21 protein-coding genes are annotated in these 25,618 nt (G+C 49.8%); 15 read left to right on the top strand and 6 right to left on the bottom strand.

What is annotated here, in order from left to right; all coding sequences use genetic code 11:
* Nucleotides 1-455: 455 nt before the first annotated feature.
* The 11 genes from SE18_RS20770 (at nt 456) to SE18_RS20720 (ending at nt 12,096) form a co-directional block, all read left to right on the top strand.
* On the top strand, nt 456-1,421 hold the full coding sequence (locus SE18_RS20770; RefSeq protein ID WP_054536393.1) for a WXG100 family type VII secretion target: 966 nt from the start codon (nt 456-458) through the stop codon (nt 1,419-1,421).
* 19 nt (nt 1,422-1,440) lie between these two features.
* A complete protein-coding gene (locus tag SE18_RS20765) occupies nt 1,441-2,238 on the top strand; it encodes a hypothetical protein (protein ID WP_054536392.1) in 798 nt (265 codons plus the stop codon).
* Between the two features lie 268 nt (nt 2,239-2,506).
* Entirely contained in the window at nt 2,507-3,775 is a 1,269-nt protein-coding gene (locus SE18_RS20760; RefSeq protein WP_054536391.1) for a WXG100 family type VII secretion target, read from the top strand.
* Between the two features lie 10 nt (nt 3,776-3,785).
* On the top strand, nt 3,786-4,271 hold the full coding sequence (locus SE18_RS20755; protein ID WP_054536390.1) for a hypothetical protein: 486 nt from the start codon (nt 3,786-3,788) through the stop codon (nt 4,269-4,271).
* Between the two features lie 62 nt (nt 4,272-4,333).
* Nucleotides 4,334-4,741, top strand: coding sequence for a hypothetical protein (locus tag SE18_RS20750; RefSeq protein ID WP_054536389.1), 408 nt, complete (start codon nt 4,334-4,336; stop codon nt 4,739-4,741).
* A 204-nt stretch (nt 4,742-4,945) separates the two neighbouring features.
* Nucleotides 4,946-5,632, top strand: a complete 687-nt coding sequence (locus tag SE18_RS20745; protein WP_054536388.1) for a hypothetical protein — start codon at nt 4,946-4,948, stop codon at nt 5,630-5,632.
* Between the two features lie 84 nt (nt 5,633-5,716).
* Complete coding sequence (locus SE18_RS20740; RefSeq protein ID WP_054536387.1) at nt 5,717-8,068, top strand: FHA domain-containing protein; 2,352 nt, start codon at nt 5,717-5,719, stop codon at nt 8,066-8,068.
* A 247-nt stretch (nt 8,069-8,315) separates the two neighbouring features.
* A complete protein-coding gene (locus SE18_RS20735; RefSeq protein WP_054536386.1) occupies nt 8,316-9,290 on the top strand; it encodes a thiamine pyrophosphate-dependent dehydrogenase E1 component subunit alpha in 975 nt (324 codons plus the stop codon).
* A gap of 49 nt (nt 9,291-9,339) precedes the next feature.
* Nucleotides 9,340-10,323 carry an alpha-ketoacid dehydrogenase subunit beta gene (locus SE18_RS20730; protein WP_054536385.1) on the top strand — a complete coding sequence of 328 codons (984 nt, stop codon included), beginning with the start codon at nt 9,340-9,342 and terminating at the stop codon, nt 10,321-10,323.
* A gap of 105 nt (nt 10,324-10,428) precedes the next feature.
* Entirely contained in the window at nt 10,429-11,748 is a 1,320-nt protein-coding gene (locus tag SE18_RS20725; protein WP_054536384.1) for a dihydrolipoamide acetyltransferase family protein, read from the top strand.
* A 132-nt stretch (nt 11,749-11,880) separates the two neighbouring features.
* Nucleotides 11,881-12,096: a hypothetical protein gene (locus tag SE18_RS20720; protein ID WP_054536383.1), complete on the top strand. Its 216-nt coding sequence runs from the start codon at nt 11,881-11,883 to the stop codon at nt 12,094-12,096.
* 90 nt (nt 12,097-12,186) lie between these two features.
* On the opposite strand, the gene SE18_RS20715 is transcribed toward SE18_RS20720, so the two are convergent.
* Together SE18_RS20715 and SE18_RS20710 are read right to left on the bottom strand one after the other, a co-directional pair.
* Nucleotides 12,187-12,771: a TetR family transcriptional regulator gene (locus tag SE18_RS20715; protein WP_054536382.1), complete on the bottom strand. Its 585-nt coding sequence runs from the start codon at nt 12,769-12,771 to the stop codon at nt 12,187-12,189.
* 66 nt (nt 12,772-12,837) lie between these two features.
* Nucleotides 12,838-13,833 (bottom strand): aldo/keto reductase, encoded by a 996-nt coding sequence (locus SE18_RS20710; protein ID WP_054536381.1) that lies wholly within the window; start codon nt 13,831-13,833, stop codon nt 12,838-12,840.
* 146 nt (nt 13,834-13,979) lie between these two features.
* On the opposite strand from SE18_RS20710, the gene SE18_RS20705 reads away from it, so the two are divergent.
* Nucleotides 13,980-14,486: a metallophosphoesterase family protein gene (locus tag SE18_RS20705; RefSeq protein WP_054536380.1), complete on the top strand. Its 507-nt coding sequence runs from the start codon at nt 13,980-13,982 to the stop codon at nt 14,484-14,486.
* Nucleotides 14,487-14,546: 60 nt separating this feature from the next.
* Here SE18_RS20705 and SE18_RS20700 read toward each other — a convergent pair whose 3' ends face one another.
* Together SE18_RS20700 and SE18_RS20695 are read right to left on the bottom strand one after the other, a co-directional pair.
* A complete protein-coding gene (locus SE18_RS20700; protein WP_054536379.1) occupies nt 14,547-15,809 on the bottom strand; it encodes an ABC transporter permease in 1,263 nt (420 codons plus the stop codon).
* On the bottom strand, nt 15,806-16,525 hold the full coding sequence (locus tag SE18_RS20695) for an ABC transporter ATP-binding protein (RefSeq protein ID WP_054536378.1): 720 nt from the start codon (nt 16,523-16,525) through the stop codon (nt 15,806-15,808). The genes SE18_RS20700 and SE18_RS20695 overlap by 4 nt, the downstream gene beginning before the upstream one ends.
* 367 nt (nt 16,526-16,892) lie before the next feature.
* Here SE18_RS20695 and SE18_RS20685 point away from each other — a divergent pair, with 367 nt between their 5' ends.
* From SE18_RS20685 to pyk, 3 genes are all read left to right on the top strand, one after another.
* The gene (locus SE18_RS20685) at nt 16,893-17,456 is read left to right on the top strand and encodes an SGNH/GDSL hydrolase family protein (protein ID WP_054536376.1); all 564 of its coding nucleotides are present in this window, start codon (nt 16,893-16,895) and stop codon (nt 17,454-17,456) included.
* On the top strand, nt 17,453-18,511 hold the full coding sequence (gene wecB, locus SE18_RS20680; protein ID WP_054536375.1) for a non-hydrolyzing UDP-N-acetylglucosamine 2-epimerase: 1,059 nt from the start codon (nt 17,453-17,455) through the stop codon (nt 18,509-18,511). The genes SE18_RS20685 and wecB overlap by 4 nt, the downstream gene beginning before the upstream one ends.
* 185 nt (nt 18,512-18,696) lie before the next feature.
* The gene (gene pyk, locus SE18_RS20675) at nt 18,697-20,112 is read left to right on the top strand and encodes a pyruvate kinase (protein WP_054536374.1); all 1,416 of its coding nucleotides are present in this window, start codon (nt 18,697-18,699) and stop codon (nt 20,110-20,112) included.
* A 55-nt stretch (nt 20,113-20,167) separates the two neighbouring features.
* Here pyk and SE18_RS20670 read toward each other — a convergent pair whose 3' ends face one another.
* Nucleotides 20,168-22,291 (bottom strand): hypothetical protein, encoded by a 2,124-nt coding sequence (locus tag SE18_RS20670; RefSeq protein WP_054536373.1) that lies wholly within the window; start codon nt 22,289-22,291, stop codon nt 20,168-20,170.
* Between the two features lie 134 nt (nt 22,292-22,425).
* Entirely contained in the window at nt 22,426-25,599 is a 3,174-nt protein-coding gene (locus SE18_RS20665; RefSeq protein WP_054536372.1) for an Ig-like domain-containing protein, read from the bottom strand.
* Between the last annotated feature and the right edge of the window lie 19 nt (nt 25,600-25,618).

The raw sequence follows: 25,618 nt of genomic DNA, 5'->3' as shown, positions 1-25,618 counted from the left end.
GTGGGAAATGAGCTACAACACGCGGCGACCGCATCAGGGGCTTGGGGGCGAAACCCCCGATGCGGTGTTTCGTCGCGAGTATGCGCGGGATGCCAGCGTCCGGTTGTTAATGCTATGAACCATTACAGGTAGCTGCTAAGTATGGCTTGGCACTAAACCCAAATTCTTGGTTGCAATAACCACTCGTAGCCCATGCGCCGGATACTTAATTCCGTTTAAGCCTCCGGTGCGAAATCCATCAAAAGCCCCTCTTGTAAACCAACAATCCATCGAGTATGCTTGCAGAGATCAATTGTATTTGCTTGGTAAGGCTGCGCCTTTTATTGCAGTCTTAACTGAGAAGCATAGCTGCTTAATCACGGTTTAACCTGATCAAGCATCAAGCATAATCATTGGCTAGTATTTCTAGCAATGATAAAACTTCCGTTCTTTTTATACCCGATGGAGTTTATGTCATGCCTCAAGAAACCGTTCAGGCAAAGTACGATGTGTTGGATCAGGTTGCCAGCCGTTTTGGCAAGGCAGCCGATACAACAACTGCGATTTTCAAATCGATTGAAAATATCGCAGCTCGCTTAGAAGCTGGTGAATGGCAAGGCGATGCGCAAAAGGCATTTAGCGCTGAGTTTCGTGGCGAAGTTCAACCTGCCTTCAATCGCTTAACAAGCTTATTTAACCAAGCCCAAAGCACGACCATTGAAATCAAAAAGGTCTTCCAACAAGCAGAAGAAGAAGCTGCGGCTTTGTTCAAAGGCTCATTGATGGGCGGTGGCAATGGCAACGGCAATGGGAGCGGCAATGGGAGCGGCAGCGGCCAATCCGGCGATGGCAGTGGCCAATCCGGCAATGGCGATAAACAAGGCAGCGGCCCAACCGTCAAGGGCAAAGTTAAAATCCATACCTATGATTACAAAACCAAAACCGGCGAAACTAAGCCGCAATTGAAGCTTGGGGTAAGTGGCGCTTTGCTCGAAGGCAAAGGCGATTTACTTAAAGTCGATGGCCCAATTCCCTATACCCTCAAAGGCAAATACCAAGTTGGCTATGGCGAAGTGGGGATCGGCTTAGGTGTGAATGGCGATAAAAAATTCACCATTGGGCCATATGGCGAAGCAACAGTTGCCAAAGGCGAATTAACCAATGTCTATGGCAACAAAAACTTGGGCTATACCGAAACCATCGAAGGCAAAGCGCTTTCAGTTGAAGGGTTCGCTGGCATCAAAGATGGCTCACTTGGCGCAACCGTTGGTGGCACCTTGGTTTCGGTTACCGGAAGCAAAGGCGTAAATGTCGCCGGGGTTAACGTTGGGGTTAGTGCCGAAGTTGGCCTCAAGGCCGAGCTTGGCTTTAGCATTGGCAAACAAACGAAGGTCAAATTACCATTTGTTTCATTTGGCATCTCGTTTGGCGGAGCGAAGTAACATAGAGAGGTTCTAACCAATGGACGGACTTATTCTGGAGCGCAACGAGTTTTTGGTCTTACTCGAAGCTGCGCGCACCAATAAAATTATTGGCTTAGATAATGATAGCTTGATTCCCCACGATCAGGCAAGCCATTTGGCAGCTTTGAATCAAGGGGTTCAAGGCTTAGTAGCCAAAGAATTAGCCACGATCAGCGCCGATGAAACCGTCATGATCGAACGCGAAATTTTAGAATTCTCGCAAATTATGGCATTTCCCGATATTGCCTTCATCACAACCCGCGATATGCCTGAGGCTGGCAGCCAGCTCTTTTTACACTATGTCAATCAATTAGGCATTGTTGAGCAAACTCTGCCAACCGAGAATCAACATCGCTTGGCGTTTTTGCCGGATATGCTGGTATTGTTTGATCGCTTGGCGTTTCTGTTGGAAGTACAACCAAGCAAAGCCTTCGAAGCCAGTGTGCGCATTAGCCAAGACGAATTCTTGGCGATCAAAGGCTTGGCCGAAGATCGCGCTGATGCAGAAGCATTCAAGCGCTTAACTGCTGCCGGGCTTGACCAACAAGCTGCTCAAAGCCTAATCGAAGCAATTCAAGCCCCAGTCTTCAGTGCTTCATTGGCAATTGTACGTTGCGAAGATACCGAAATCGTCGATGCGATTAATCCAGCAATTCTGCAAGGGCCAAACAGCGCGTGGGCGATTCAGCTCGACGAAACCAACCCTGATGTATTTGAAGTGCAGGCCATTGATCAAGCATGGTTGCGCGAGCATATTCAGCGCTGGTTTGAGCAATTGGCCACTGCGGCCTTATAAGATGGCTTCAAGTAACCCATTCTAACCATTCAAAGAACCATTCTCAAACGAGCGCTCGTAGCCAGTTTGAGGATGGTTCTTAATTTTGATCGTTGTTCAAAAGGGAGGATTTTGGTATACTGAAATTGGAGTATTAGCGTGTTGCTGCGCCTCATGGGTTATTTTCTCTTTAATCAATTCGGTCTTTTTATTAGCTCCCAAGCTCATGAGCGGCCCACCCTAGCACCCTAATCGACTATCAACCCCCTTACAACCTAGGAGCAGTGTCATGAGCAAGGAAGTTGTTCAGATACAGTATGAGCAAACCGCACAGGTGGCTCAGCGTTTCGGTCGCCTCAAGCAAACCGTTGAACAATTGCAAACCACGATTCGCAACACCGGCCAACAATTAAACGACCGCTGGAAAGGCGATGCCAGTGTTGCCTTTGCCAAAGAACTCAACGACGAAATCTTCCCAACCTTCAATCGCCTGATTAACGCATTCCAAACGGCCCAGCAGGTTACCCTCGAAATCCAAAAAATCTTCAGTCAAGCAGAAGAAGAAGCTGCTGGCTTATTCAAAGGTTCATTGCTCGGTAATGCTGAAGGTGGCAAGGGCGGCGGTAGTTGGCTCGATAGCGTTGGCGGGTTCTTCAGCAGCGTTGGCAATGGCGTCAAAGATTTCTTCGTTGGCGCAGGCAAAGAACTCAAGGATATGGTGGTCGGCGTCTGGAATATGGTCACCAATCCCGTTGAAACCGTTAAAGGCATTTGGCACGCAGTCACCCATCCAAGCGAATTCTGGGAAGCTTTCAAAGCGCCATATGTTGAAGCTTGGGAAAATGGCCGCCCATGGGAAGCAATTGGTCGAGGCACCATGTTTATTGGCTCGATCTTAATCGGCACCAAAGGCGCTGATAAAGTTGGGAAAGCAGCCAAGCTTAGCAAAGCAGCCACCGTTACCGATGCGGCAGCGGATATTGCCCGCGTCAGCACCCCGCTCCAAGCAGCTGGCGATATTGGCATGTTGGCCAAAGGCGGCGGCGCAGAAACCGCAATGGCCCGCTATATTGCCAATCAATCAAGCCATGTTGGCGCAGGCACAGCCTTGACCGATCGCGTCGTCCTAGGGGCGTTCAAAGCTGATCCAGCCTCAGGCTTCCTTGGCTATATCGGCGAAGCAAATGCACATGGCGGGCGCTATTTCAGCACCACCGCCGAAGTGTGGGATGCGCTCAAGCCCATTGCAGAAGGCGGCAATAATCGCATCTGGCCAGTCAACCGCGAATTTTTGCAATCGCAGCTTGAAAGTGGCATTAGCCGCATCGATATTAAGGGCAGCTCGATTGACGATATTTTGACCAAGCGACCCCAATCATATAGCGCGATGGAAGTGCGCTTTATGCAAAGCCAAGCCTACCAATATGGTTATCGCCAAATTGGTGATAGCTGGATCAAGACTGGCGACTGGCGGGCAAGTACTGGCGGACGCGTCGCAGGCGGAAGTATTGGCCCAGGTGGCGAAGTTTTGCAAACCAGCCAATCCTTGAACGATTAAGAGGTTTTTTGTGAGCAACGATTGTGGTCAGTGCCAAGGCTATATCAGCTATGTTGAACAACAATTGAGCAGCTATTTGGAGTTTGGTCAATTTCGTCGCGTTCAATGTGATGCTCAAAACAACGGCTTGGAATGTTTGGCCTTGTATCATTCGCCAAGCTGCCAACTGTTGATTCAACGCAGCGATGGTGCTGATTATTGCGCTTTAGGCACGTTTGATGCGCCATTTCTGACCGATCAAATTCTTGAAGTTGATGGATCGCAAGGTTGGTTCAATCTGGTCTATTTGTTGGAATATCGGGCCAACAAAAAAATCATGACCCAACGAGTAATTGAACAATTTTGGGATGGCAGCCTCGACTATCATCAATGGCTGGCTCAACTGCTCGCAGGCCAATTTGAGCAGCTGTTGGCGATGTTTGCGCCTGGCGCACCAGCCACATGGCTGGCTGATTACATTCAATTTATGCAGCGGCAACGCTACTACGGCGCCTAACCTGCTTGCTGGCCTCCAAACCAAGCAAACGGTTGTGGGCCAGCAAGTGTTCAAGGAAATCGATGGATTCGAACTGTGCAACATGTCAGGGCTTTATCAACTACGCTGAGCACGCGCTCCAGCGCCATTTACAAGCCCATCAATTTGTTCGCCAACAGTGCGATGCCCAGCATGGTGGCAGAGAATGTTTGGTTTTATACCGTTCACCTGTGTGTAATGGCTTACTGATGCTTTCTGATGGCGAATATAGCTTTGCGCTTGGTCGCCATACTGCCCCATTTCTGACCAACCAACACCTTAAACTCGATGGCTCCCAAGGTTGGTACAATGTACTCGATTTGCTTGATCAGCAAGCAAACCAATTACAACGCTTATGGCACAGCTTCAATCGCCATAAATCCAACGATCTTGCATGGGTGGCAAAGCAACTTGATGGAAAGCTCGCCCAACTTATAACGCTCTTTAACTAAGCTGATCGCGGCTATTCCAGCAAGGCTAGAATTGCAAACGCATGCCAAACATTGGCACACAGCATCAAAACCAATCTCGTAGCGTTAAGCAGCCCATGACAATTCATAGAGGATGGTCATATTACCGAAGAGCTGGTCGCATCATCATCACGTCTAGCGCGTATTCCTGAGTGAGTTGTCTGAACTAGTATCGAGGTGGCCCGAATGAATCGTTTTGTACTCACCCAGGCAGAGTTAGCGATTATCCTGCATTATCTGGTTGGCGAAGCACTCGCCATCCATAATACAACCAATGATTTGGCAGTTAGTGCTGAACAGCTCCAAACTGCCGAGGATGAGCTATATGATCGTGGGATTTTACTGCGCGATCCCTATAGCAACCAACTCACGATCACGGGGGAATTAGCGCTCATTTTAGAGGCAACCCTCCAACCAAGCACGCTGGCAATTTTGAGCATTACCGAGCGTGAAGGCACAGGCTTACCCAAATACTTTAGCTTTACCGATGAATTAATCGTGCTCAATTATGTCGATTCGCAAGGCTTGCAAACCTTTCTCGAATTGGGTACACTCGATCATGTGATCAAACAGATTATCGAACTAACAACTCAGCCAACCATGGGCAATGCTAACTTACCACCCACCGCCGAACTCACTGCATTAATGCCCGAGGCTGAAAAAGCCGCTCTCCTGCTGATCATCAAGGAGCCAGCTGCCGCAACCAGCCAACCAACCAGCCTTTCATGGCTGATGGCCCACGCCGCGCTTTGGCTGGCGAACCCAAAAGCTGCCAAACCAGAAACAACCCCAGTGCAGCAGATTGATCAGGCAATCTTGAGCGACCTTTTATATACAACAATCCAGGCGCATCTTGTTCAACCCCCATCCTAATTAGCCTACAGTACTAAGGGATGGTATACTGCGCCGTATCCTTAATTGGTAAGCCGTTTTTAGTTGCTGGAATGAGTGTTAACCATGAGAAAGCATAGTTGGTTCACCATCATCGCGTTGCTCAGCCTCTTGTGGGTTGTGCCAGCGCCTGCCCACTCCCAAGACGATAAACCTGAAGTCGTGATTAATCACACAGTGGTTAAGGAAGAAACAACGCTTAAGGTTGAGACCTATTTTAGCGTCCGCTTTCCGAATGGCGAGGCTGTCACGGTCGATAAGATTGCGGCAACCAATATCGTTTTGCCGGTAAGTCAGCAAACTATCCCGGCAACCCCAATCGACCCAACCACTCCCATCAAAATTGCGATTGTGCTTGATCAAAGCGGTAGCATGGCCGACTATGTTCCGATTGTCAAAGAAGCGGCAATACGCGCGGTTGATGAAGCTCCTGCAGGCGCGCTGATCGGGCTATTTACCTTCACTCGGCTCAGCAGCGACCAAGAATATCTGCCGAAAGTTGATTTTACCGAGGATCGCAATCTAGTAAAGAATTACATCCGTGATAGCTACATTTCAGAACCAGGTGGCGAAACGTGTTTGTATACCGCCGCCTATCTGACGACCAACTTTATGCTCAATCGCTTGCAACCGGTAGAACGGCGCGCAATCGTCTTGTTTACCGATGGTAAAGATGAAGATATCAATGGCAACCAATGTAGCGACAAAAGCGTGATTGATGTAACGACTAAGGCCAATCCTCGGCCCGGAACGATTACGCCAATTTACACCATTGGGCTCTGTGCTGGCGGTAATTGTGCCCGGATCAATCCTGAAGTGCTTAACCAAATTTCCAGCGAAACCCAAGCCCTTGCCGTTCAAGGGGCACCCGATACCATGGGTGATAAATTCTTCCAAATTATGAACAGTATCAAAAATCAGAAGATGGCACGTGGCGATTTGCGGCCTTGTGGCGATACTCAAGCCACCTTGCGCGTCGAACTGGTCGATGGCACCGAGGTTGCAAACACGATTGCCTTGGGTCAAACCAAGTGTTATTTGCCAATTGCCAGCAAAGCCAAAATTAGCAATATTCAAGCGCTGCCACTTGAGCAAAAATATTCATTCAATTTCACGGTTACCAACAATAGCCCGGTTGAAATGAATAAAATTGAGGTTAAAGCCTCAAATCCTAATGGGATTATTGCCCATACCGAAACTATCAGTGTGAGCATCCCATCACAAGGAACTCAAGATGTTGCCTTGCAGATGAGCGATACTGCGTTGAAAGATGCAGGTAAATATACGCTGCAAGTGTTTGCCTACAGTAGCGAGGGCTTCTTATTTACCAGCCAAGAAGGTAAAACCGAGCTGCTGGCAACAGAAGCCTTTAATCACGTGCCCATTCCCATTACCTTTGACATTCGCTCAAACCCAGTTGTTGATTATACCCAAGACACAATTCGGATCGATGACGTTGAAATTGGCGACGAGCAAAAAATTATCGATCCAAAATTTACCTTTTATCGCGTGCGTTTGTTACGCGAAAATCTTCAAGTCTTTGAATCAGATCGCTTTCCGCTTGACCCAACCAATCCTAAAATCGCGATCCCTCTTGCAACTATCCCGCAAGAATTGATTCCAACTGAGCAACAGACGACGCTCAACATGCAGATTATCTTGGAAACATCAAATGTTCGGCCAATCGAATCGCCGATCAAAAGTTTCTTGTTTCCAGTCAAACCAAAAGAGCCATTCCTCAAGCGCTATGGCGTCTATGTGCTGATTGCGTTGGTGATTATTGCGATTGGGGCTGGTTTCTGGTATTTGTGGCGTAATCGCAAGCCCAAGGCTAGCAATGTGCCAATGCCCTACAACCCACCAACCCAAGCCTTTAATCGCATTGATTTGCCTGGCGTAAACCCAGCAGCGCGCCAAAATCCCAATCAGCCGCAGCAACAGCAGCAACAATCGGCGGTTCGGCCAGCGCCAAATTCAGCGGCAAATCAGCCAGCGCGCTATAACAACCCAGCGTCAAGCGCTAACGCCAGCATTCCAACGGCCCATTTCGATGGTGGCATGCCCGATAACGGCGCAACCATGATTTATACGCCGCCAGTATCGCAAGGCCGCCAGCAACAATTGAATGTGCGGGTTGTCCAAACGCCAGACCGCAGCCAATTGCAAAATCAAACGATTACGATGTTCCCATGTACCATCGGGCGCAGCGAAGCCAGCGTGATCATCACCGGCGATAAGTTGCTCTCGCGCCAACATGTGGAAATTAGCTTGATCGGTGGCCAATTCTATGTCGCCGACTTGAGCAAGAATGGCTTGTTTATCAATGAACAACGCCAGCAAGCGAATACACCAATTCAATTGCGCTTGCCTACCACCATTCGGCTTGGTCAAGATACCTATATTGAGCTAAGCCAATAACCAGTGGGCCGTTTCAGCAACGAGGGTAGCAGCAATGCTACCCTTTTTGATTGGAGCTAGTGCCAACACTCAACAGTGGTGACAGCGCAATCAAGGCTTTATGCTATACTTGTCATATAGGCCGTGTCAACGAGGACAACGCCAGTTTTTCCTTGCTTGCCCTTGCCTCGGTCGTTATACCGAGGTTTTTAGCTTAACAGGGTTCGACGGACAAACAAAGTAATCCTTCATATGAGGAGTTGCCTTCATGGAGCAAGAACGCGATCAATCGCGATTGTTAGCAATGTATCACACGATGGTTTTGGCTCGTTCGCTTGATGAGCGAATGTGGCAATTGAATCGTCAAGGCAAAGCCCCGTTTGTTATTTCATGCCAAGGTCACGAGGCTGCTCAAGTAGGCGCAGCCTTTGCAATGCGCCCCAAACACGACTGGATCGTGCCATACTATCGCGATTTAGCAATGATGTTGGCCATGGGCATGACCCCGCGCGAAGTAATGCTTGGCTTGTTGGCCAAAGCTGAAGACCCAAGCAGCGGCGGTCGCCAAATGCCAGCTCACTATAGCCATCGCGCTTTGAATATCGTTTCGCATTCTTCGCCAACCGGCACCCAAGTGCCCCACGCCGTTGGCATCGCCATGGGCGCCCAAATGCGCGGCGATGATATTGTGGTTTGGACAGCCTTCGGCGAAGGCACATCATCACAGGGCGATGTCCACGAAGCCATGAACTTAGCAGGCGTGATGAAATTGCCAGTCATTTTCTTCTGCGAAAATAATGGCTACGCCATCTCCGTACCGCAGCACAAACAAATGGGTGTTGAAAATGTTTCCGATCGCGGCCCAGGCTATGGGTTTCCTGGGATTACCGTCGATGGCACCAACGTGCTTGAGGTCTACGAAGCAATGACTGCTGCGGTCGAACGGGCGCGCCGCGGCGATGGCCCAACTTTGATCGAGGCCAAATGTGTGCGTTTGACTGCCCACTCCTCTGATGACAACGACCGCACCTATCGCTCACCTGAAGATATTAAGGCCATGCGGACTCGCGACCCAATCGCCAGCTTCGAGCATTTCTTGCGCGATGAAGGCATGCTCGATGATGCCAAAGTTGCGGCAATTCGGGCCGAAATCAAAGAAGTTGTCAATGATGCAACAGCCTATGCTGAAGCAGCACCCTTGCCCGACCCAAGCACCGTCCAAAAATATGTCTTTGCAGAATAAGCTGACGGTTGCCAGCAGGCAGTTTCGCTCTGTATCATAGAGGTATCACGTGGCAGAATTAAATCTTTTAGAAGCGATCAACCAAGCGCTTGACCAAGCAATGGCCAATGATGAGCGCGTCTATATCATCGGGGAAGATGTCGGCCAACGCGGCGGGGTGTTTCGGGTTACCGATGGTTTGCACGCCAAGTATGGCGAAAAACGGGTGATCGACGCGCCACTCGCTGAATCAATTATTATTGGTTCATCAATCGGCGCAGCAATGTATGGCATGCGGCCAATTGCCGAAATTCAATTTGCCGATTTTATCTTTCCAGCCTTCAACCAAATTATTAGCGAAGCAGCGCGCATGCGCTATCGCTCAAACAATACCTGGGAAGTGCCGCTGGTTATTCGCGCTCCTTATGGTGGCGGGATTCACGGCGCGCTCTATCACTCGCAAAGCATCGAGGCCTTTTTTGCCCATATTCCAGGCCTTAAAGTTGTTGCGCCATCAACGCCCTACGATGCTAAGGCCATGCTCTTGGCCGCAATCGATGATCCCGATCCGGTGCTCTTTTTGGAGCACAAAAAATGCTATCGTTTGATCAAAGGCTATGTGCCCGATGAGCACTACAGCGTGCCACTTGGCAAAGCAGATATTGCCCGCGAAGGCAGCGATGTCTCGGTTATTACCTATGGCATGATGCGCCACTACGCGGTCGAAGCTGCCGAAATGCTGGCTGGCGAAGATATTAGCGTCGAAGTTGTCGATTTGCGCTCGCTCGTGCCGCTTGATCGCGAAACAATTATCAATTCGGTCAAGAAAACGAGCAAAGTGCTGGTGCTCTACGAAGATAATTTGTTTGGCGGTTATGGCGCAGAAGTGGCAGCAATTATTGCCCAAGATGGCTTTGAATATCTCGATGCGCCAGTGCAACGCTTGGCAGGCTTGGATATTCCAGCAATGCCCTATAGCTCGCCGCTCGAAAATGAGTTTTTGCCAACGCCCAGCAAAATTGCCGATACGCTGCGCGATTTAGTGAATTATTAAATGGCTTTTGGCTCTAGGCTATCGCTCATGAATTTGCAGCTTAATCGCTGGCCTGTAGTCAAAAACCTCTAGCCCATAGCCTTCGCTAGCATAGAAAGGACTAGAATGTCCGTCGAATTTAAGATGCCAAAACTTGGTGAGAGCGTCACTGAGGGAACGGTTGGCCGCTGGCTGAAGCAGCCAGGCGATAGCCTTGAACTGTACGAGCCAATGCTCGAAGTTACTACCGATAAGGTTGATACCGAAATTCCTGCGCCAGTTAATGGCCGCTTGCTCGAAATTCGGGTCAATGAAGGCGATACTGTGCCAGTTGGCACGGTAATTGCGGTGTTGGAAGATAGTAGCAGCGCCACGGTTGCCGCCGATGCAGCGCCTGTCACTCCAGCAGTCGCCGCCCCAGTCAGTAGCAATAATGGTGGCAGCAATAGTTTTATGTCGCCAGTGGTTGCGCGCTTGGTTAGCCAACACAACCTCGATATTAAACAAATTGCTGGCACTGGCAAAGATGGCCGCGTAACCAAGCAAGATGTTGAGCGCTTTGTGGCCCAACGTGATGCTGCTAAGCCAGCGCCTGCACCTATGCCAACCCCAACCCCAAGCTCAACCCCAGCGCCCATGCCAGTGATTAAGCCAAGCTCAACCCCAGTGCCCATGCCGACCATCACAGGCAGTTTGCTGGCTAAACCAGTGGCCTATACGCCACCAGCAGCCGCAGCTCCAAGCATCGAGCAATTTGCTGGCGATGAGTTGCAGCCGTTGAGCGGCATGCGGCGGGCAATTGCCGAGCATATGGTGCGTTCTAAGGCAACTTCGCCCCACGTTACCACGGTGATGGAAGTTGATCTGAGCACGATCATCGCCCATCGCGAGCAGCACAAGGCCGATTTTGAGCGCCAAGGGGTAAAATTAACCTTTACGCCGTATTTTGTGCAAGCAACTGTGGCTGGGCTGCGAGCAGTGCCAATTGTCAATGCAACCTACACCGATGAGGGCATTTTGCTACACAAATCGGTTAATGTTGGTATGGCGGTCGCAATTCCCGATGGCTTGATTGTGCCAGTGCTGCATAACGCCGATGAAAAGAGCTTGCTTGGGCTTTCACGCACGGTCAACGATTTGGCTGAACGCGCCCGAAACCGCCGCCTGAGCGCCGATGAGGTCAAAGATGGCACCTTCACGATTACCAATCACGGGGTGAGCGGTTCGTTATTTGCCATGCCAATCATCAATCAGCCTCAATCGGGAATTTTGGGCATTGGCGCAATTCAAAAACGCCCAGTTGTGGTTACGCTGAATGGCGCTGATGCCATTGCAATTCGGCCAATGTGTTATCTCAGTTTCACCTTCGATCATCGCTTGATCGATGGCGCAACCGCTGATAAATTCTTGGCCACGGTCAAGCAGCAGCTTGAGCAGTTCGCCTAAATCAAAATCAGCCAAAGACGCTGCTGATGGTGATCAGCAGCGTCTTTGAGTTTAAAGCAAAAAATCATTTACACTAGCTAGCTAGCCTGCTATGATAGCCACGATACGCCTTTGATTTGGAGGACGCTGCTCATGGCCGATCTCTCAGCCTTTCTTGACAAAGCCTTCGAGAATTCCAGCTTTGAAGAGCTTGCTGATGCCCCAGTCGATGCCCTCGCCGGAATTAGCAAAAGCGATGCCGAAGCCCTCAAACAAGCCCTTGGAATCAAAACAATTCGTCAGTTGGCCGAACACAAAGTTATCTTGATCGCCCAAGCAATTGCAGGTCTGGCTGCCTCAAAGAAATAAGCGGTTTACGCGGAGTAGAAAAATTCGTTTAACCAAAAATGCAGGATGGTGCGCAAAAGCTCATCCTGCATTCGTTATTAACGTTGATGCTTAGCGCACAAGCAAGCCCTTAATCAACAATTCCCAAATTGCTTCGAATTCAGCTGCAAGGCTTGGCTCGTTCCACGCCCCCACAAACAGCGGATTGTGAAAACGAGCGGTAGCATACAAAATTGCGGTTGCAGTGGCATGAGCATCATTGACCACAAACTCAGCATTTGCAACCCCTTCATTGACCAATTGCTCAATCTGGGCAATCAAATGGGCCACATGTTGGTCGGTCACTTCGCGCAATCCTTGGACCAAACCACTATAGGTTGCAAAAAGCTGCGGATCTTGGCGCGCGCGCTGTTGTTTGGTTTGCATCAAACATTCCAGCCAAGCCCGCAATTTGGCAACGCTCGGCTCTTGGCGTTGCAATACTTGGGCTAAGGGATGCGAAATTTCAGCCAGCCAGCGTTCGGCGACTGCATCAAGCAAGGCTGATTTGCTAGCAAAATGGCGATAGACACTGCCATGACTGACCCCCAGTTCACGCGCAACATCAACCACCGTGGCCTTATTGGGGCCGTAGCGCCGCAGCACATCAACGGTAGCATTCAAAATTCGTTCAGGGGTCAACATTTCAGTGTTCATACGGGTCCATCCTGTAGCAAAGTGGTTTGTTTCATTTTAAGCGATTGCTACAGCATCGCAAGTTATTTAGCGTTCGCTATCGAGATGTTGCATCAACGCGCTGTTATAGCGCTCGCCAGCAACTGCATCTTTGGGAATCGCGCGCTCAATCGAGGCCAATTCATCGGCATTCAAGCCAATTTCAAGGCTGGCCAACGAATCATGCAGTTGGTGTAAGCGCCGCGCCCCAAACAACGGAATAATATCGGCGCCTTGCGCAGCAACCCATGCGCTCGCAATTTGCGCGATGCTTGCACCCTTGGCATCGGCAATTGTCTGCAACGCAGCCACTAAATCTAAATTGCGATCAAGGTTTTCGCCAGTAAAGCGCGGGCCATGAGCACGGAAATCTGAGCCAGCCAATACCCGCTCTTTCGACCAAGCACCGCTTAACAAGCCCCGCGAAAGCACCCCGTAAGCAGTGATCCCAATGCCGAGTTCACGACAAGTTGGTAGAATTTCGGCCTCAATGCCACGCGACATTAAGGAATATTCAATTTGCAAATCGACAATTGGATGCACTGCCGCTGCCCGTCGAATCGTCTCAACCCCAACTTCCGACAAGCCAATATGCCGTACATAGCCTTTTTCAATCATCTCGGCAATTGCGCCAATGGTTTCTTCAATCGGTACAGCAGGGTCAAGCCGCGAAGGTCGATAAATGTCAATATAATCAGTATTCAAGCGGGTCAGGGTGTGCGCCAAGGAATTTTTGACTGCGGCAGGCCGTGAATCATAACCAAGCCACGAGCCATCTGGCCCGCGCATCGCCCCAAACTTAACACTCAACACAACATCGGTGCGTGAGCGTTCGCGCAGGGCTTCGCTAATCAACAGTTCGTTATGCCCAATCCCATAAAAATCACCTGTATCGAGCAAATTGATGCCAGCATCGAGCGCTGCATGAATCGTGGCGATGCTTTCAGCTCGATCCGATGGGCCATACATGCCCGACATGGCCATACAACCCAAACCTGCTACCGAAACTACTAAACCATCTTGGCCTAATTGACGCTTTTGCATAGCTGCAACTCCAACTAATCAGTAACTAAAATTGAGTATAAAGTATTGAATGACAGATGTCAATATATGTCATTACAATTTTGATGAAGTATTTTTAGCTATGGTATGATGAGCTAGGATTCTTGTGGATTGTGCTGAGGTACGCGATGCAACGAATTTGTATTATTTCGGATACACATGGCAAATTAGACCCGCGGGTCGAGCAGCTGTTTATGGGTGCAAGCCGCATTTTGCATGCAGGCGATATTGGGCGGGCGCAACCGCCAATCATCGATCGCTTGAGCGCGATTGCTCCAGTTACGGCGGTTACAGGCAATGTCGATTGGAATACGGCGCTCGATATTTACCCGATTAACACAACGATCGAGGTTCAAGGTATCAGGATTATGCTGCAACACATTGGCGATATTCCTAAGCGCTGGCAGCGCCAACTGCCCCAGCCCACGCCGCAGATCGCCATTTGTGGTCATAGCCATATTGCCTTGATTGAGGAATATCAAGGGGTGCTGTTCATCAACCCTGGTTCGGCTTCGCAGCCACGCGGCCAACTTGGCGAGCCAACTGTGGTTTTTCTGGATATTCAGGATAATGGCGAGTTTAAGGCCGAGCTGATTCCGCTCAAAATGGCCGAATTTATCAAACACGCCGATTAAACACTAATCCCCTCGCTCCTGATTAAGCGAGGGGATTCTTGGTTGCCACATTGATTTAGTTTATTCGTGCCGCAGCGCTTTGATTGGATCAAGGCGGGCAGCACGGGCAGCGGGATACAAGCCAGCCACAATCCCCACCACCAAACCAAAGCCAATTGCCAAGCCGATCAACCAAGGCGGAATATAGAAGAAATCGCCGCGAATTGGCACTTCTTCGCGTTCGAGGTAGGCAAGCGCAACCCGATTGAGGATGCGGCCAACGCCCCAACCGCCAAGCAAGCCCACAATCCCGCCAAAGAGGCCAATGAGGCCAGCCTCGGTCATAAAGAGCGTGCGAATATTGCTGCGCGAAGCACCGATGGCCTTGAGCGTACCAATTTCGCGCGTCCGTTCGTAAATCGCCATAATCATGGTGTTCATAATCCCGATGGTGGCGACGAACAGCGCCAAGCCACCAACCGAGCCAAGCATAATATTGATCACCAAGAAGATTTTCGAGGCCAATTCAAGCACGGTTTCGACCGATTGCACTCTAAAGCGTTCGGCGCGCAGCTGGGTGGTCAATTGACGGGCTACATTCAAATCTTTGGCCCGAATCAGGGCATAATCATAGCCTTCTTTGTCGAGCAGATCAGGTTCGTTAAACCACCAAGCTTTGAGTGCAATGCTATCGTTGGGAGTTAATGCAACCAAGTTATTATCGACGCTCGAAACCCCAACCAAGGTATAGTCGAAGCTTTGCGATTCGCCGCGTGGCGTTTCCATAATTAACTGGACTTTTTGACCAATCAAATTATTAACTTCGGCGGTAAGGCCCAAACGGCGCAAGGCCCGCTGCGAAATTACAATTTCGCCATCTTTGGTTGGGCGCAACACTCCGGCCAAAGCGGTTGGCGGCGTTTCAAACGGATTATTGATTCCAATGCCAGGATCAACGCCAACAGCGATAGTTGCGGCTGCATCACCGGGCAACACTAAGCGCTTGGAGATCGATTCGTTAACATCGACAATCGGCGTAACGCTGACAATATCGTCCATTTGCTGCCACTCGGCAATTTTGGCGGGCGAAATCACGACCTCGCGTTCGGGCCGCACATAGCGCGTGTAGGGGTTGCGCTCTGCATCGCGCGGCTGAACCACCACATTTTCTAGCCCAATCGCATCAAATTGTTGTTGGATGACGCGCTGAACGCCAACCCCAAGCGAAAGCATCACCACAATCGTGAAAATGCCAACCGTCACGCCCAGCGAGGTGAGCGATGTGCGCACTTTGCGGCGAGTTAAGTTGCTCCAAGCAGTGCGTAAAATATCGCCAAATGTCATGCTACAGCCTCCGCCGTTCGTTCAATCGTTTCAATTTGCTCAATCTTACCATCGCGCATATGCACAATCCGATCAGCATACGAGGCTGCGTTCATATCGTGAGTAACCATCAACAAGGTCACATTTTGCTCGCGGACAAGCCGTTGCAGCAGCAGCAACACATCGCGACCAGTGCGTGAATCGAGGTTGCCAGTTGGCTCGTCGGCCAAAATCAACACCGGATCATTAGCTAAGGCGCGGGCAATTGCCACCCGTTGTTGCTGGCCACCAGAAAGCTCAGCTGGACGGTGATCAGCGCGATCGCCAAGCCCAACTTGCTCGAGCAGATTTTCTGCTCGCTTACGACGTTCGCTACGACTGCGGCCAGCCAACATCAACGGCAAAGCCACATTTTCCCACGCTTGGTTGGTTGGCAAGAGATTAAAGCTTTGAAAAATAAAGCCAACCCGATCGCGGCGAAAGCTGACCAATTTTTTATCTGGGGCTTGGCCAAGCTCCAAATCACTGACCCAAACCTCGCCTGAACTTGGGCGGTCGAGGCCACCAATCACATTCAATAAGGTCGATTTTCCTGAGCCAGACGGCCCCACTAGCGCCACAAAGGTGCCGCGTTCAATTTCCAGATCAACGCCTGCCAACGCTTGGACAGTATTTTTTCCCATTTGATAGGTGCGTTGGAGCTTGGTAGTTCGAATTAACGAGGTGGATTGACCCATAGCGACTCCTTGGCAAATAAGCTGGCTTAACCATACCATAGGAATATTGGGCTGTTGCGAGCAATTTTATGATCATCTGTGACATGCAAGCCCAAAGCAGGCTCAGAGCCAGCCAAATCCAGCTCGATCGATTTAATCAATAGCCCAATTGGCTCTTTTATTTCTAGCCATGTTGGCCTATAATCAACGACGCTCCACAAGATTGAAGATGGCTGAGCTTTTTTTAATAAAAAATTTAATATCTGGCTAGCTGGATAATGTTTGCGTGTGTTGACGGAGGGAGGCATGCACGATCAGTCCAATCTTGCTTGGATGCTGTACCACTGATCGCAGCTGGAATTATTCTTTACTTATTAGGTTTATTTGTATGCATTACCAAAATATGTTATGTATTGGCGATAGCCAAACCTTTGGTGCCCGTTCGTATGGTTGTTATCCATTACATTTGGCCCAAATGTTAACCCAGCGCACGCCCTATCAATGGCGCACGATTAATCGCAGTGTTAATGGCTATACTGCGCGCAACCTGTGGTTTAAATTGAATGAAGAAATTGATACCATCAGCGATACGTTTCAATCGTGTTTATTAATTGGTACGAATGATGTGGGCAATAATACCCCAATTGATCTTTTTGAAGAATATTATCGTCAAATTATTCGCACATTAGTGATTAAAGGCCATAAAGCAGTATTTTGTGGCGAGATTCCGCCAATTTATGCTGATGGGCATATTTTCTTTACCAAAGAAACCGTCGAACGGCGCAAGCAATACAATAGTGTAATTGGCAAAGTAGTTGCTGAATTCAGCAAGGCAATTTGGGTGCCGATGGTTGGCTTAACTCGCGAATGTTATGTCGATCCAGTTCACTTCAACGAAGATGGCAATCGACGGGTAGCAGAATCATTCTGTGAGGTGATTGTACATTTATGAAAATAGGAATTGTGCTTGGCACGCGGCCTGAAGTGATGAAGAATTATGCGATTGTGCAAGCGCTGCGGGCAGCAGAAGTGCCATTTGTGGTGCTGCACACCAATCAACATCACGACCATTTATTGCAAGCAGCGATTTTTGGCCAAATGGGCTATACGCCCGACGAGATCTTTCCTGGCGATTACAGCATTGGCGCAGCGATTGACTGGGTGCGCGGCCAAATTCAACGCCATGCAATCGACCTTATTTTGGTCAATGGCGATACGGCGGCGGCCTTGGTTGGGGCAATTGCGGCAGTCTATTCCGATGTTGGTTTGGCCCATGTCGAGGCTGGCTTGCGGGCCTTCGATAAACGCATGTACGAAGAGCGCAACCGGATTATGGTCGATGGCGCAGCCCATTATTTGTTCTCGTATACCCAATATCAAGCAGATTATTTGGCCAAAATTCCCGATTTGCGCGGGCGCATTTTCAACATTGGCAACACGACTGTTGATTTGATTCACGATTTTGCCCATGAACTTACGCCCCGCCGCAGCGATCACTATGCCTACATCACCTTGCATCGCAAAGAATTTACCGATAGCCGCGAGCTGATGGAGCAGGTTTTCAGCACAATCAACGAGCTAGCGCGCGAATTCGATGCCATGATTTTCCCAATGCATCCACGCACGCGAGCGGCGATGGAACAGTATGGTTTGAGCATGGAATTGCTGAATCGGGTGCAAGTGATTGATCCAGTTGAGCCATTTGAGTCGTTAGCCTACGAAAAATACGCCACCATTATCATCACTGATAGCGGCTGTATTCAAGAGGAAGCCTATATTTTTGGGGTGCCGTGTGTGACCGTGCGCGACAACACCGAACGCCCAGAAACCATCGAATCGGGCGCGAATGTAGTAACAGGCTTTGAGCCTGAAGCAATTATGGCGGCGGTGCGCAACCAGCGCGCCAAAAAAGGCCAGCAATTTGCGGCGGTCTATGGTGAGCGCGGCGTTGGCCAACGGATCGTTGCATGCTTGCAAGAGCATTTTCGCAGCTGGTCGGATTACTAAATTTCAGGAAATTTGACGCAGCGCATTACACAATAGCTTACTAGAATCGGCTAAAAACGCATCCCCCGTGGATGCGTTTTCGTTTATAATTGAGATGAATTGAATTAGTCATCACTTGAGAACTTTAGGTCACTGTTTCGCCAAAGATGCCGACGCGGTGTTCCGCACTTAACACGAGGTCATCAATGCGCCGAACCAAGATTGTTGCCACGCTCGGGCCTGCCTGCGACACCGAGGAAAAAATTACAGCGTTGGCATTAGCGGGAATGAATGTTGCTCGCTTAAATTTTTCCCATGGTACTCATAACGACCATTCAGAACGCATTCGGCTCTTGCGTCAAATTTCAATTAAGCTCAATCGCCCAATTGCGGTGTTGCAAGACTTGCAAGGGCCAAAAATTCGGACTGGCAAATTAGTTGATAAACAACCAATTAAGCTCACAACTGGCGAAAGCTTTGTGATTACGATTGAAAATGAAGTTGGGCGGGTTGGGCGGGTCAACACCACCTACAAAAACCTCCCCAGCGACTGTAAGCCAGGCGATCGGATTTTGCTTTCCGATGGTTTGATTGAACTACGAGTACAAGAATGTACCGCCACCGAGGTTATTACCGAAGTGGTAACTGGTGGGATGTTGCGCGAAAACCAAGGCATCAACTTGCCTGGGGTCGATGTCAGCGCCCCTGCCATGACCGAAAAAGATCGTGAAGATTTGATCTTTGGCTTGCACGAAGGCGTCGATTACGTTGCGATTTCGTTTGTACGCCGCGCCGAAGATGTGCAATTAGTCAAGCAAGAAATTACTGGCGCTGGCTATCACACGCCAGTTATCGCCAAAATCGAAAAGCCCGAAGCTGTCGATAATATTGAATCAATTGTGGCTGTTGCCGATGGGATCATGGTTGCGCGTGGCGACTTGGGCGTGGAAATGCCGCCAGAAGAAGTGCCATTGATTCAAAAACGAATTATTGCCGCCGCCAATCGGGTTGGCATTCCAGTAATCACGGCAACCCAGATGCTCGAATCGATGATTGTCAATCCACGGCCAACCCGCGCTGAAGCCAGCGACGTGGCGAATGCAATTCTCGACGGCACCGATGCAGTTATGTTGAGTGGCGAAACGGCAAATGGCGCGTATCCAGTTGAAGCGGTGACGATTATGGCGCGGATTGCCGAAGTGACTGAGCGTGGCGCACCACCACGTGATGCTCAACAACGCAATGCTTCGGATGCGCCAGAAACCTATTCGCACGCGATTAGCCATGCTGCCTGCGCAATTGCCGAATCGATTGATATTGCAGCGATTGTGGCCTTTACATCATCGGGCTTTACTGCGCACTTGGTGGCGCGCGACCGGCCACGAGTGCCAATTATTGCCATGACCCACGAATACGATGTCTACCATCGTTTGGCCTTGCTGTGGGGCGTTGAAGCGCTGCTTTGCCCATTCGTCACGCGACTTGACGATTTGAGCAATTTGGCCCGCGCGATTATGATCGAACGCCAAGTGATCAAGCCAGGCGATTCGGTGGTCATCACTGGTGGTCACCCCTTGGCGGTTCGTGGCACAACCAACTTCCTCAAGATTCTTTCGATCTAAAAAATGAACAACAGGCCGTTCGCTAACGAACGGCCTGTTGCTTTAATCGATAAGCTTAGCGCATAGCAAATGGCGCAAAGACCATATAGGTTGGCGCAACCCAGCCTGGCTCGCCATAATTCCACGCCGCAATACTCGATGATTCATAGGTATTGCCAACTGTATCAAACAAGCCGCCCAAATACATGCGAGTTGGCGTAGCGGCCAATGATTTAACATAGCTATAGCCTGGGGCCTCATAGCGCCGATCGACCCCACCACCAACACTGTTCCAAACGCCATTCCAGCGCAGGATGCCCGGGCTAAGCACGCCACCAGTTATTCCTTTGAATTCGCCAGCAACATACAAGCCATCGGCACCCATTTCCAGGTCATGGATGGTACCGTTAATCACACCATTCAAGGCCGACCAGCGCGAGCCATTCCAATAAGCAATTTTTTGGGCATCTATACCAGCAATGTTACTAAATGTGCCCGCTACATACACGCCCTCAGCGCTGGCTTCAAGCTTCTGGATGCTGCTTACACCAGTGACGATCGTTTGCCATTGGGTGCCATCCCAGCGGGCCACTTGCGCGCCATCGCTAATATAGACAACGCCATTTAAGGCCTCAACCACAGTCACTTGATCAAATGAGGCGGGCGCAGCAAAGGCTTGCCATTGACCGTTGTCCCAAATGATTAAGTTAGCGCTGTCTACGCTAGCGAATTGGCTAAAATCACCAGCAACGTAGAGCTTGGTTTGGTCGCTGGCGATCCCAAAAACTGGTTGATCACTAACAGCATTCCAAGTTGGCGAAATTAAATCGGTGTGATACAACGTAGGTTTTTGCATGAGAAAGATTGTATCGCTGAATACTTCCAATTGGCGGGGTATATCTGAACTATTCGGCTCAATTGGTTGTTTAATGATCGCTTGCCAACCGTTCACGGAATCAAAACGAACTAATGCACTCCGCCCACTGCCCCAGTTTGCGCGCAGCGAGGCATAACCATAGATTGTTTCACCGAGATTACTGAGGATGAGCGACCCATACACCCCATTGGGAGTCATCGATTCCCAGTGGTCAGCGCGCCAGACCAGTCGATTAAAGCCATTATGTTCACCACTGATCTTTAAATCGCCTAAGGCATACATTTGATTTTCAAAATCAACTAACGAATATGGGGGAAGGTTAATCAACGTATAATCTTCAGGTTCTGCTTGAGCGGCAATCGTCCAATTGGTTCCATTCCAAACATATAATGGCACACCGATACCGTTGTAACGACCTAAGGCATACAAACCGTCGCTGCGCATAAGCACACTGGCAATCTGATTATCAATGCCCGTCCCAAAGCTATTCCAACTTGTGCCATTCCAAGCAGCGACATTGTGCATGCTCAGGTTAGTGGTTGAAGTAAATCCGCCGCCGATAATCAATTGATTATCAACAAGCTGCAAATCCATCACATAACCAGTTACTCCACCACCAACATCGTGCCATTGGGTGCCATCCCAGCGGACAATCCCACCTTGATTCTCGCCATTGATCGGATCAAGTGCACCGCCAGCATACAAGCCATCAGCAGCGCTGAGCAAATTCAAGGTAATCCCATCAATCCCAGTACCAACTTCACGCCATTGGCTGCCATTCCAACGGGCAATATTTTGATAGGTTTGACCATCGATCACCAACGGGTCGCCAGCAACATAGAGTTCGTTTTGATAACTTGCCAAACCCACAAGGTAATTATTATTGATAACCGTGGCTAAAGCAGTCCAGGTTGTGCCATCCCAATAGGCCAAATCAACGTTTTGGCCAGCAAGCGATAATTTGCCGCCAACGTAAAGCTTATTTTGATGAATTGTTAAGGCTTCAACATAGCCATTCAAAGTCCCCAACTTTAGCCATTGGCGGCCATCCCAATAAACAACCCCTAGCTGTGACCTTAACGTAGTAGGGTTAGAACTCTTCGTGACAGCACCCGCATAGAGCGTATCGTTCCAAACCAAGGGGCGTTGCAACCCATAATCATTGATATTCGCCCCAAAGGCAGCAAAATCGTTGCTCCACGAGCCGCCATTATTAGCTTCGCTTGGCTGCATGGCATGAGTTGGGCTGCTTTGGGCGCTCACCAACCAACTAAACAAGACCAAGATGCCCAAAACACTTCCCCAACGCCGAATAATTTTCATCAGTAGCTCCTCTCGAGCATAAAATTAATATTGGGTGCTGAAACTCGCTGCTTCAGCACCCACAGCAGGATTAGCGAATGACCGCAGGTAAATAGATGAGCACCCATTAGCTAGTGATTGACGCTCGATCCTGGTTACTTGCTGATATAGGGCAAGAACAGTTGATAGTTTCCGCTATTGATGCTAATCGTTCCCTGAGCTACCCCACCGTGACCATCGTTCACGCTATAGCTGATGGTGGCGGTAAATGGAGCGCTGTTTGGTGCGCTATAGTGTAGTTGATTAGCGATTATGTCGACTGAACCAGCAGTAACACTCGCGCTAGTAATGGTTAACGCATCGCCATTTAAATCGTTGGCCTGTGCCAACCCATCGATCAGGGTGGTGCTATTGGGGGCAACCGTCAGCGTCAGCGGGGCGACCGTTGGCACATGATTCAGAACATTAACCAACACGAAGCCCAAGGCTATAGTCCCACGGGTCACATTGCGCACCGTATACTGCACTGATACGACACCCTGAAAACTCGATGACGGCTGATACTGCACTTGATTGCCGCTGATCGTCGCCGTGCCATGGGCGGGGCTACTGACTGAGACCAGTTGCAGTGGCTCATTATTGACCGCCCAATCATTGGCTAATACATCAATGCTGACCGCATGCGGGCGATAGGTAGTGGCATTGTCATTGACCGCAACCACACTTGCATTGGTACTGTATAGCTTAATGCGAGCAGTTTGTTGGCCGCCATGGCCATCACTCACGGTATAGGTCAGCGTATCGGTAAAATATTGCTGTTGCGCTGGAGGGAGATAGTGCAACGTATCAGCCTCAATCCGCACGGTACCGCTCACAGCGCTGGCTTGGGTGATCGTTAAACTATCACCATTTAAATCAACCAGCCCATTCAGGGGGAAAAAGATCGTTTCATCAACGGGCTGCACCTGCCGCTCTTTGTCGGCAATGAAGGGAAAGTGATTCCAGACCTGCACCCGCACTTGGGCGGTGGTCGTGACCGCATTCAGTGGGTCGCGCACGGTGTAGGTCAGGGTATCGGTGCCTTGGAATTCGGTGGCAGGGGTGTAGACCAGTTGCGTGCCGCTGATTACCGCAGTGCCGTTGCTTGAAGGGGCAACGTTCACCAATTGTAGTTGGCTGGGCTGATCGCTCCAATCATTGGCTAGCACATTGACCGTCACTGGTTGCGGGCGATAGGTAATCGCATAATCAGGTTTGGCACGAATCAAGGGTGCGTTGCCATACGCCCACGCTGCAAACAAACTTGATTCGACTTGGTTGCCAACTTGTTTGAATGTTCCATACATGAGCATGCGGGTTGGAGTTGGCGCAAGCTGTGAAACATAGCCAAACTGAACCCCACCATCAAGTCCATGCCATGCGCTGCCATCCCAGCGCAGAATGCCTGAGCTAACAATGCTATTGGTCAGGCCGCGAAAATTGCCAGCTACATACAAGCCATCGGCACCCATTTCCAGGTCATGAATCGTACCATCGACCACGCCACTTAACCCTGACCATGTGTTGCCATTCCAATAAGCGATTTTGGGCGCGCTTACGCCAGCGACACTGCTAAATGGCCCAGCGATATACACGCCATCGGCGTTTGGCTCAATGCTGCCAATGCTATTCACACCAGTTGCAAGTATTTGCCACTGCGCGCCATCCCAACGGGCAAGTTGGCTGCCATCGCTAATATACACATAATTGGCATCGGCTTCGACGATCGTGACCCAATCGAAGGCAGCAGGCGTGTTAAGTGCTTGCCATTGCGTGCCATTCCATGTGACCAGATTATGGGCAGTCACTCCATTGAATTGCTCAAAATCACCAGCCGCATACAACAGATTATTGGCTTGGGCCAAACTATTAACCGAAATCGTGATTGGGCTGACGCGGCTCCAATTAGTATTGACTGTCTGAAAAAACTGCCGATTTGCAACCCCAAACAACGTTTGCTGATACTTTTCAAGTTCTTCAAAAGGAGTATTTGGGGTTTCATTTGAGAAGTCAATTAGCGATTGCCATTGGTTTTGGGCATTCAAATGGGCCAACTTCGCGGCGCCAGTGCCCCAATGCATTTGGTTAGAAGCAGCATACAGATCGTCACCAGCGGTTGCCAAAGCCACATGACTCGTCACTGCAAGGCCATTGGGAGTCATTGATTGCCAAGCAGTATCATTCCAAACCATTGCCGAATCGCCCCAAGCAAAGCTTGCTACTGGCCCATTCATGAAATACATTGGCCCAAAGGCCAATAAGCGTTGCTGGTAATTAACCAAAACTGCATCGGGATAGCGGACTATTGGAGTATTCAATGTGCGCATATTTGCGAGGGTTGTCCACTGATTTGTATCCCAACGCTGCAAATGGAAATGCGGATAACCTTCATAACTTGATGATTTACTGAGGGCGTACAACTCGCCATCAACCATAGCAAGACTATGGGTTGGTTTATTAATCCCTGTGCCAAAGGTATCCCAGCTTGTGCCATTCCAAGCTGCCACATTCTTCAGGGTTGGCTCAAGCGTCGAGGTAAATTCGCCGCTAATATACAATTGGTTATTGGCCCATTCCAAATCCATCACCAAGCCGCGCAACCCGCCGCCAACGCTTTGCCACTGAGTTCCATTCCAATGAATTAGACTCGTATTTTGGCCATTTAAGCTGAAAACACCACCCAAATATAAGCCATCTGGCGTTGAGAGCACACTAAAAGGCGCGCCTTGAACTCCTTCAGCAGCAGCGTGCCACTGCGTACCATCCCAGCGAGCCAACGAACCATAGGTTTGACCATCGATCAACAAGCTTGAACCACCAACATACAGCTGATCGGCATGCACAACCAAATTTAAGAAGGTATTTTGGTTAAATTGATAGGGCAAGGCCGTCCACAAAGTACCATCCCAGTAGGCCATGCGAATATTCTTACCGCCAAGGTTAAAATTTCCAGCGACATATAGCCGACCGTGATAGCCAACCAAGGAATCAGCCAGACCACTTAAACCCTCAAGCTTTATCCATTGCTCACCACTCCAAGCTGCAACACCCACTTGCATGGTGTTAAGATCATAAAATGCTGAATAAAGGGTGTTATTCCATTCAATCGGGCGAATCGGCATAGCCCCAGCTTGTTCTTTAAACGGCCCAGCAAAGGCTTGGCTCCACGAGCCAGCGCTGCTTGGGTGTTGCGGCTCCAGCGCCGCAACGGGCGCAGGCGTTTTTTGGCTTATGCTCAGGCCAAGCACGATTAGGATGCACAGGCTGGCTATTTTTTGCAGTTTCGACATACAATTCTCTCCTTGGTTG

The sequence above is a fragment of the Herpetosiphon geysericola genome (assembly GCF_001306135.1).
Lineage (GTDB): Bacteria > Chloroflexota > Chloroflexia > Chloroflexales > Herpetosiphonaceae > Herpetosiphon > Herpetosiphon geysericola.
This window is presented reverse-complemented; position numbering and strand designations above follow the sequence as displayed.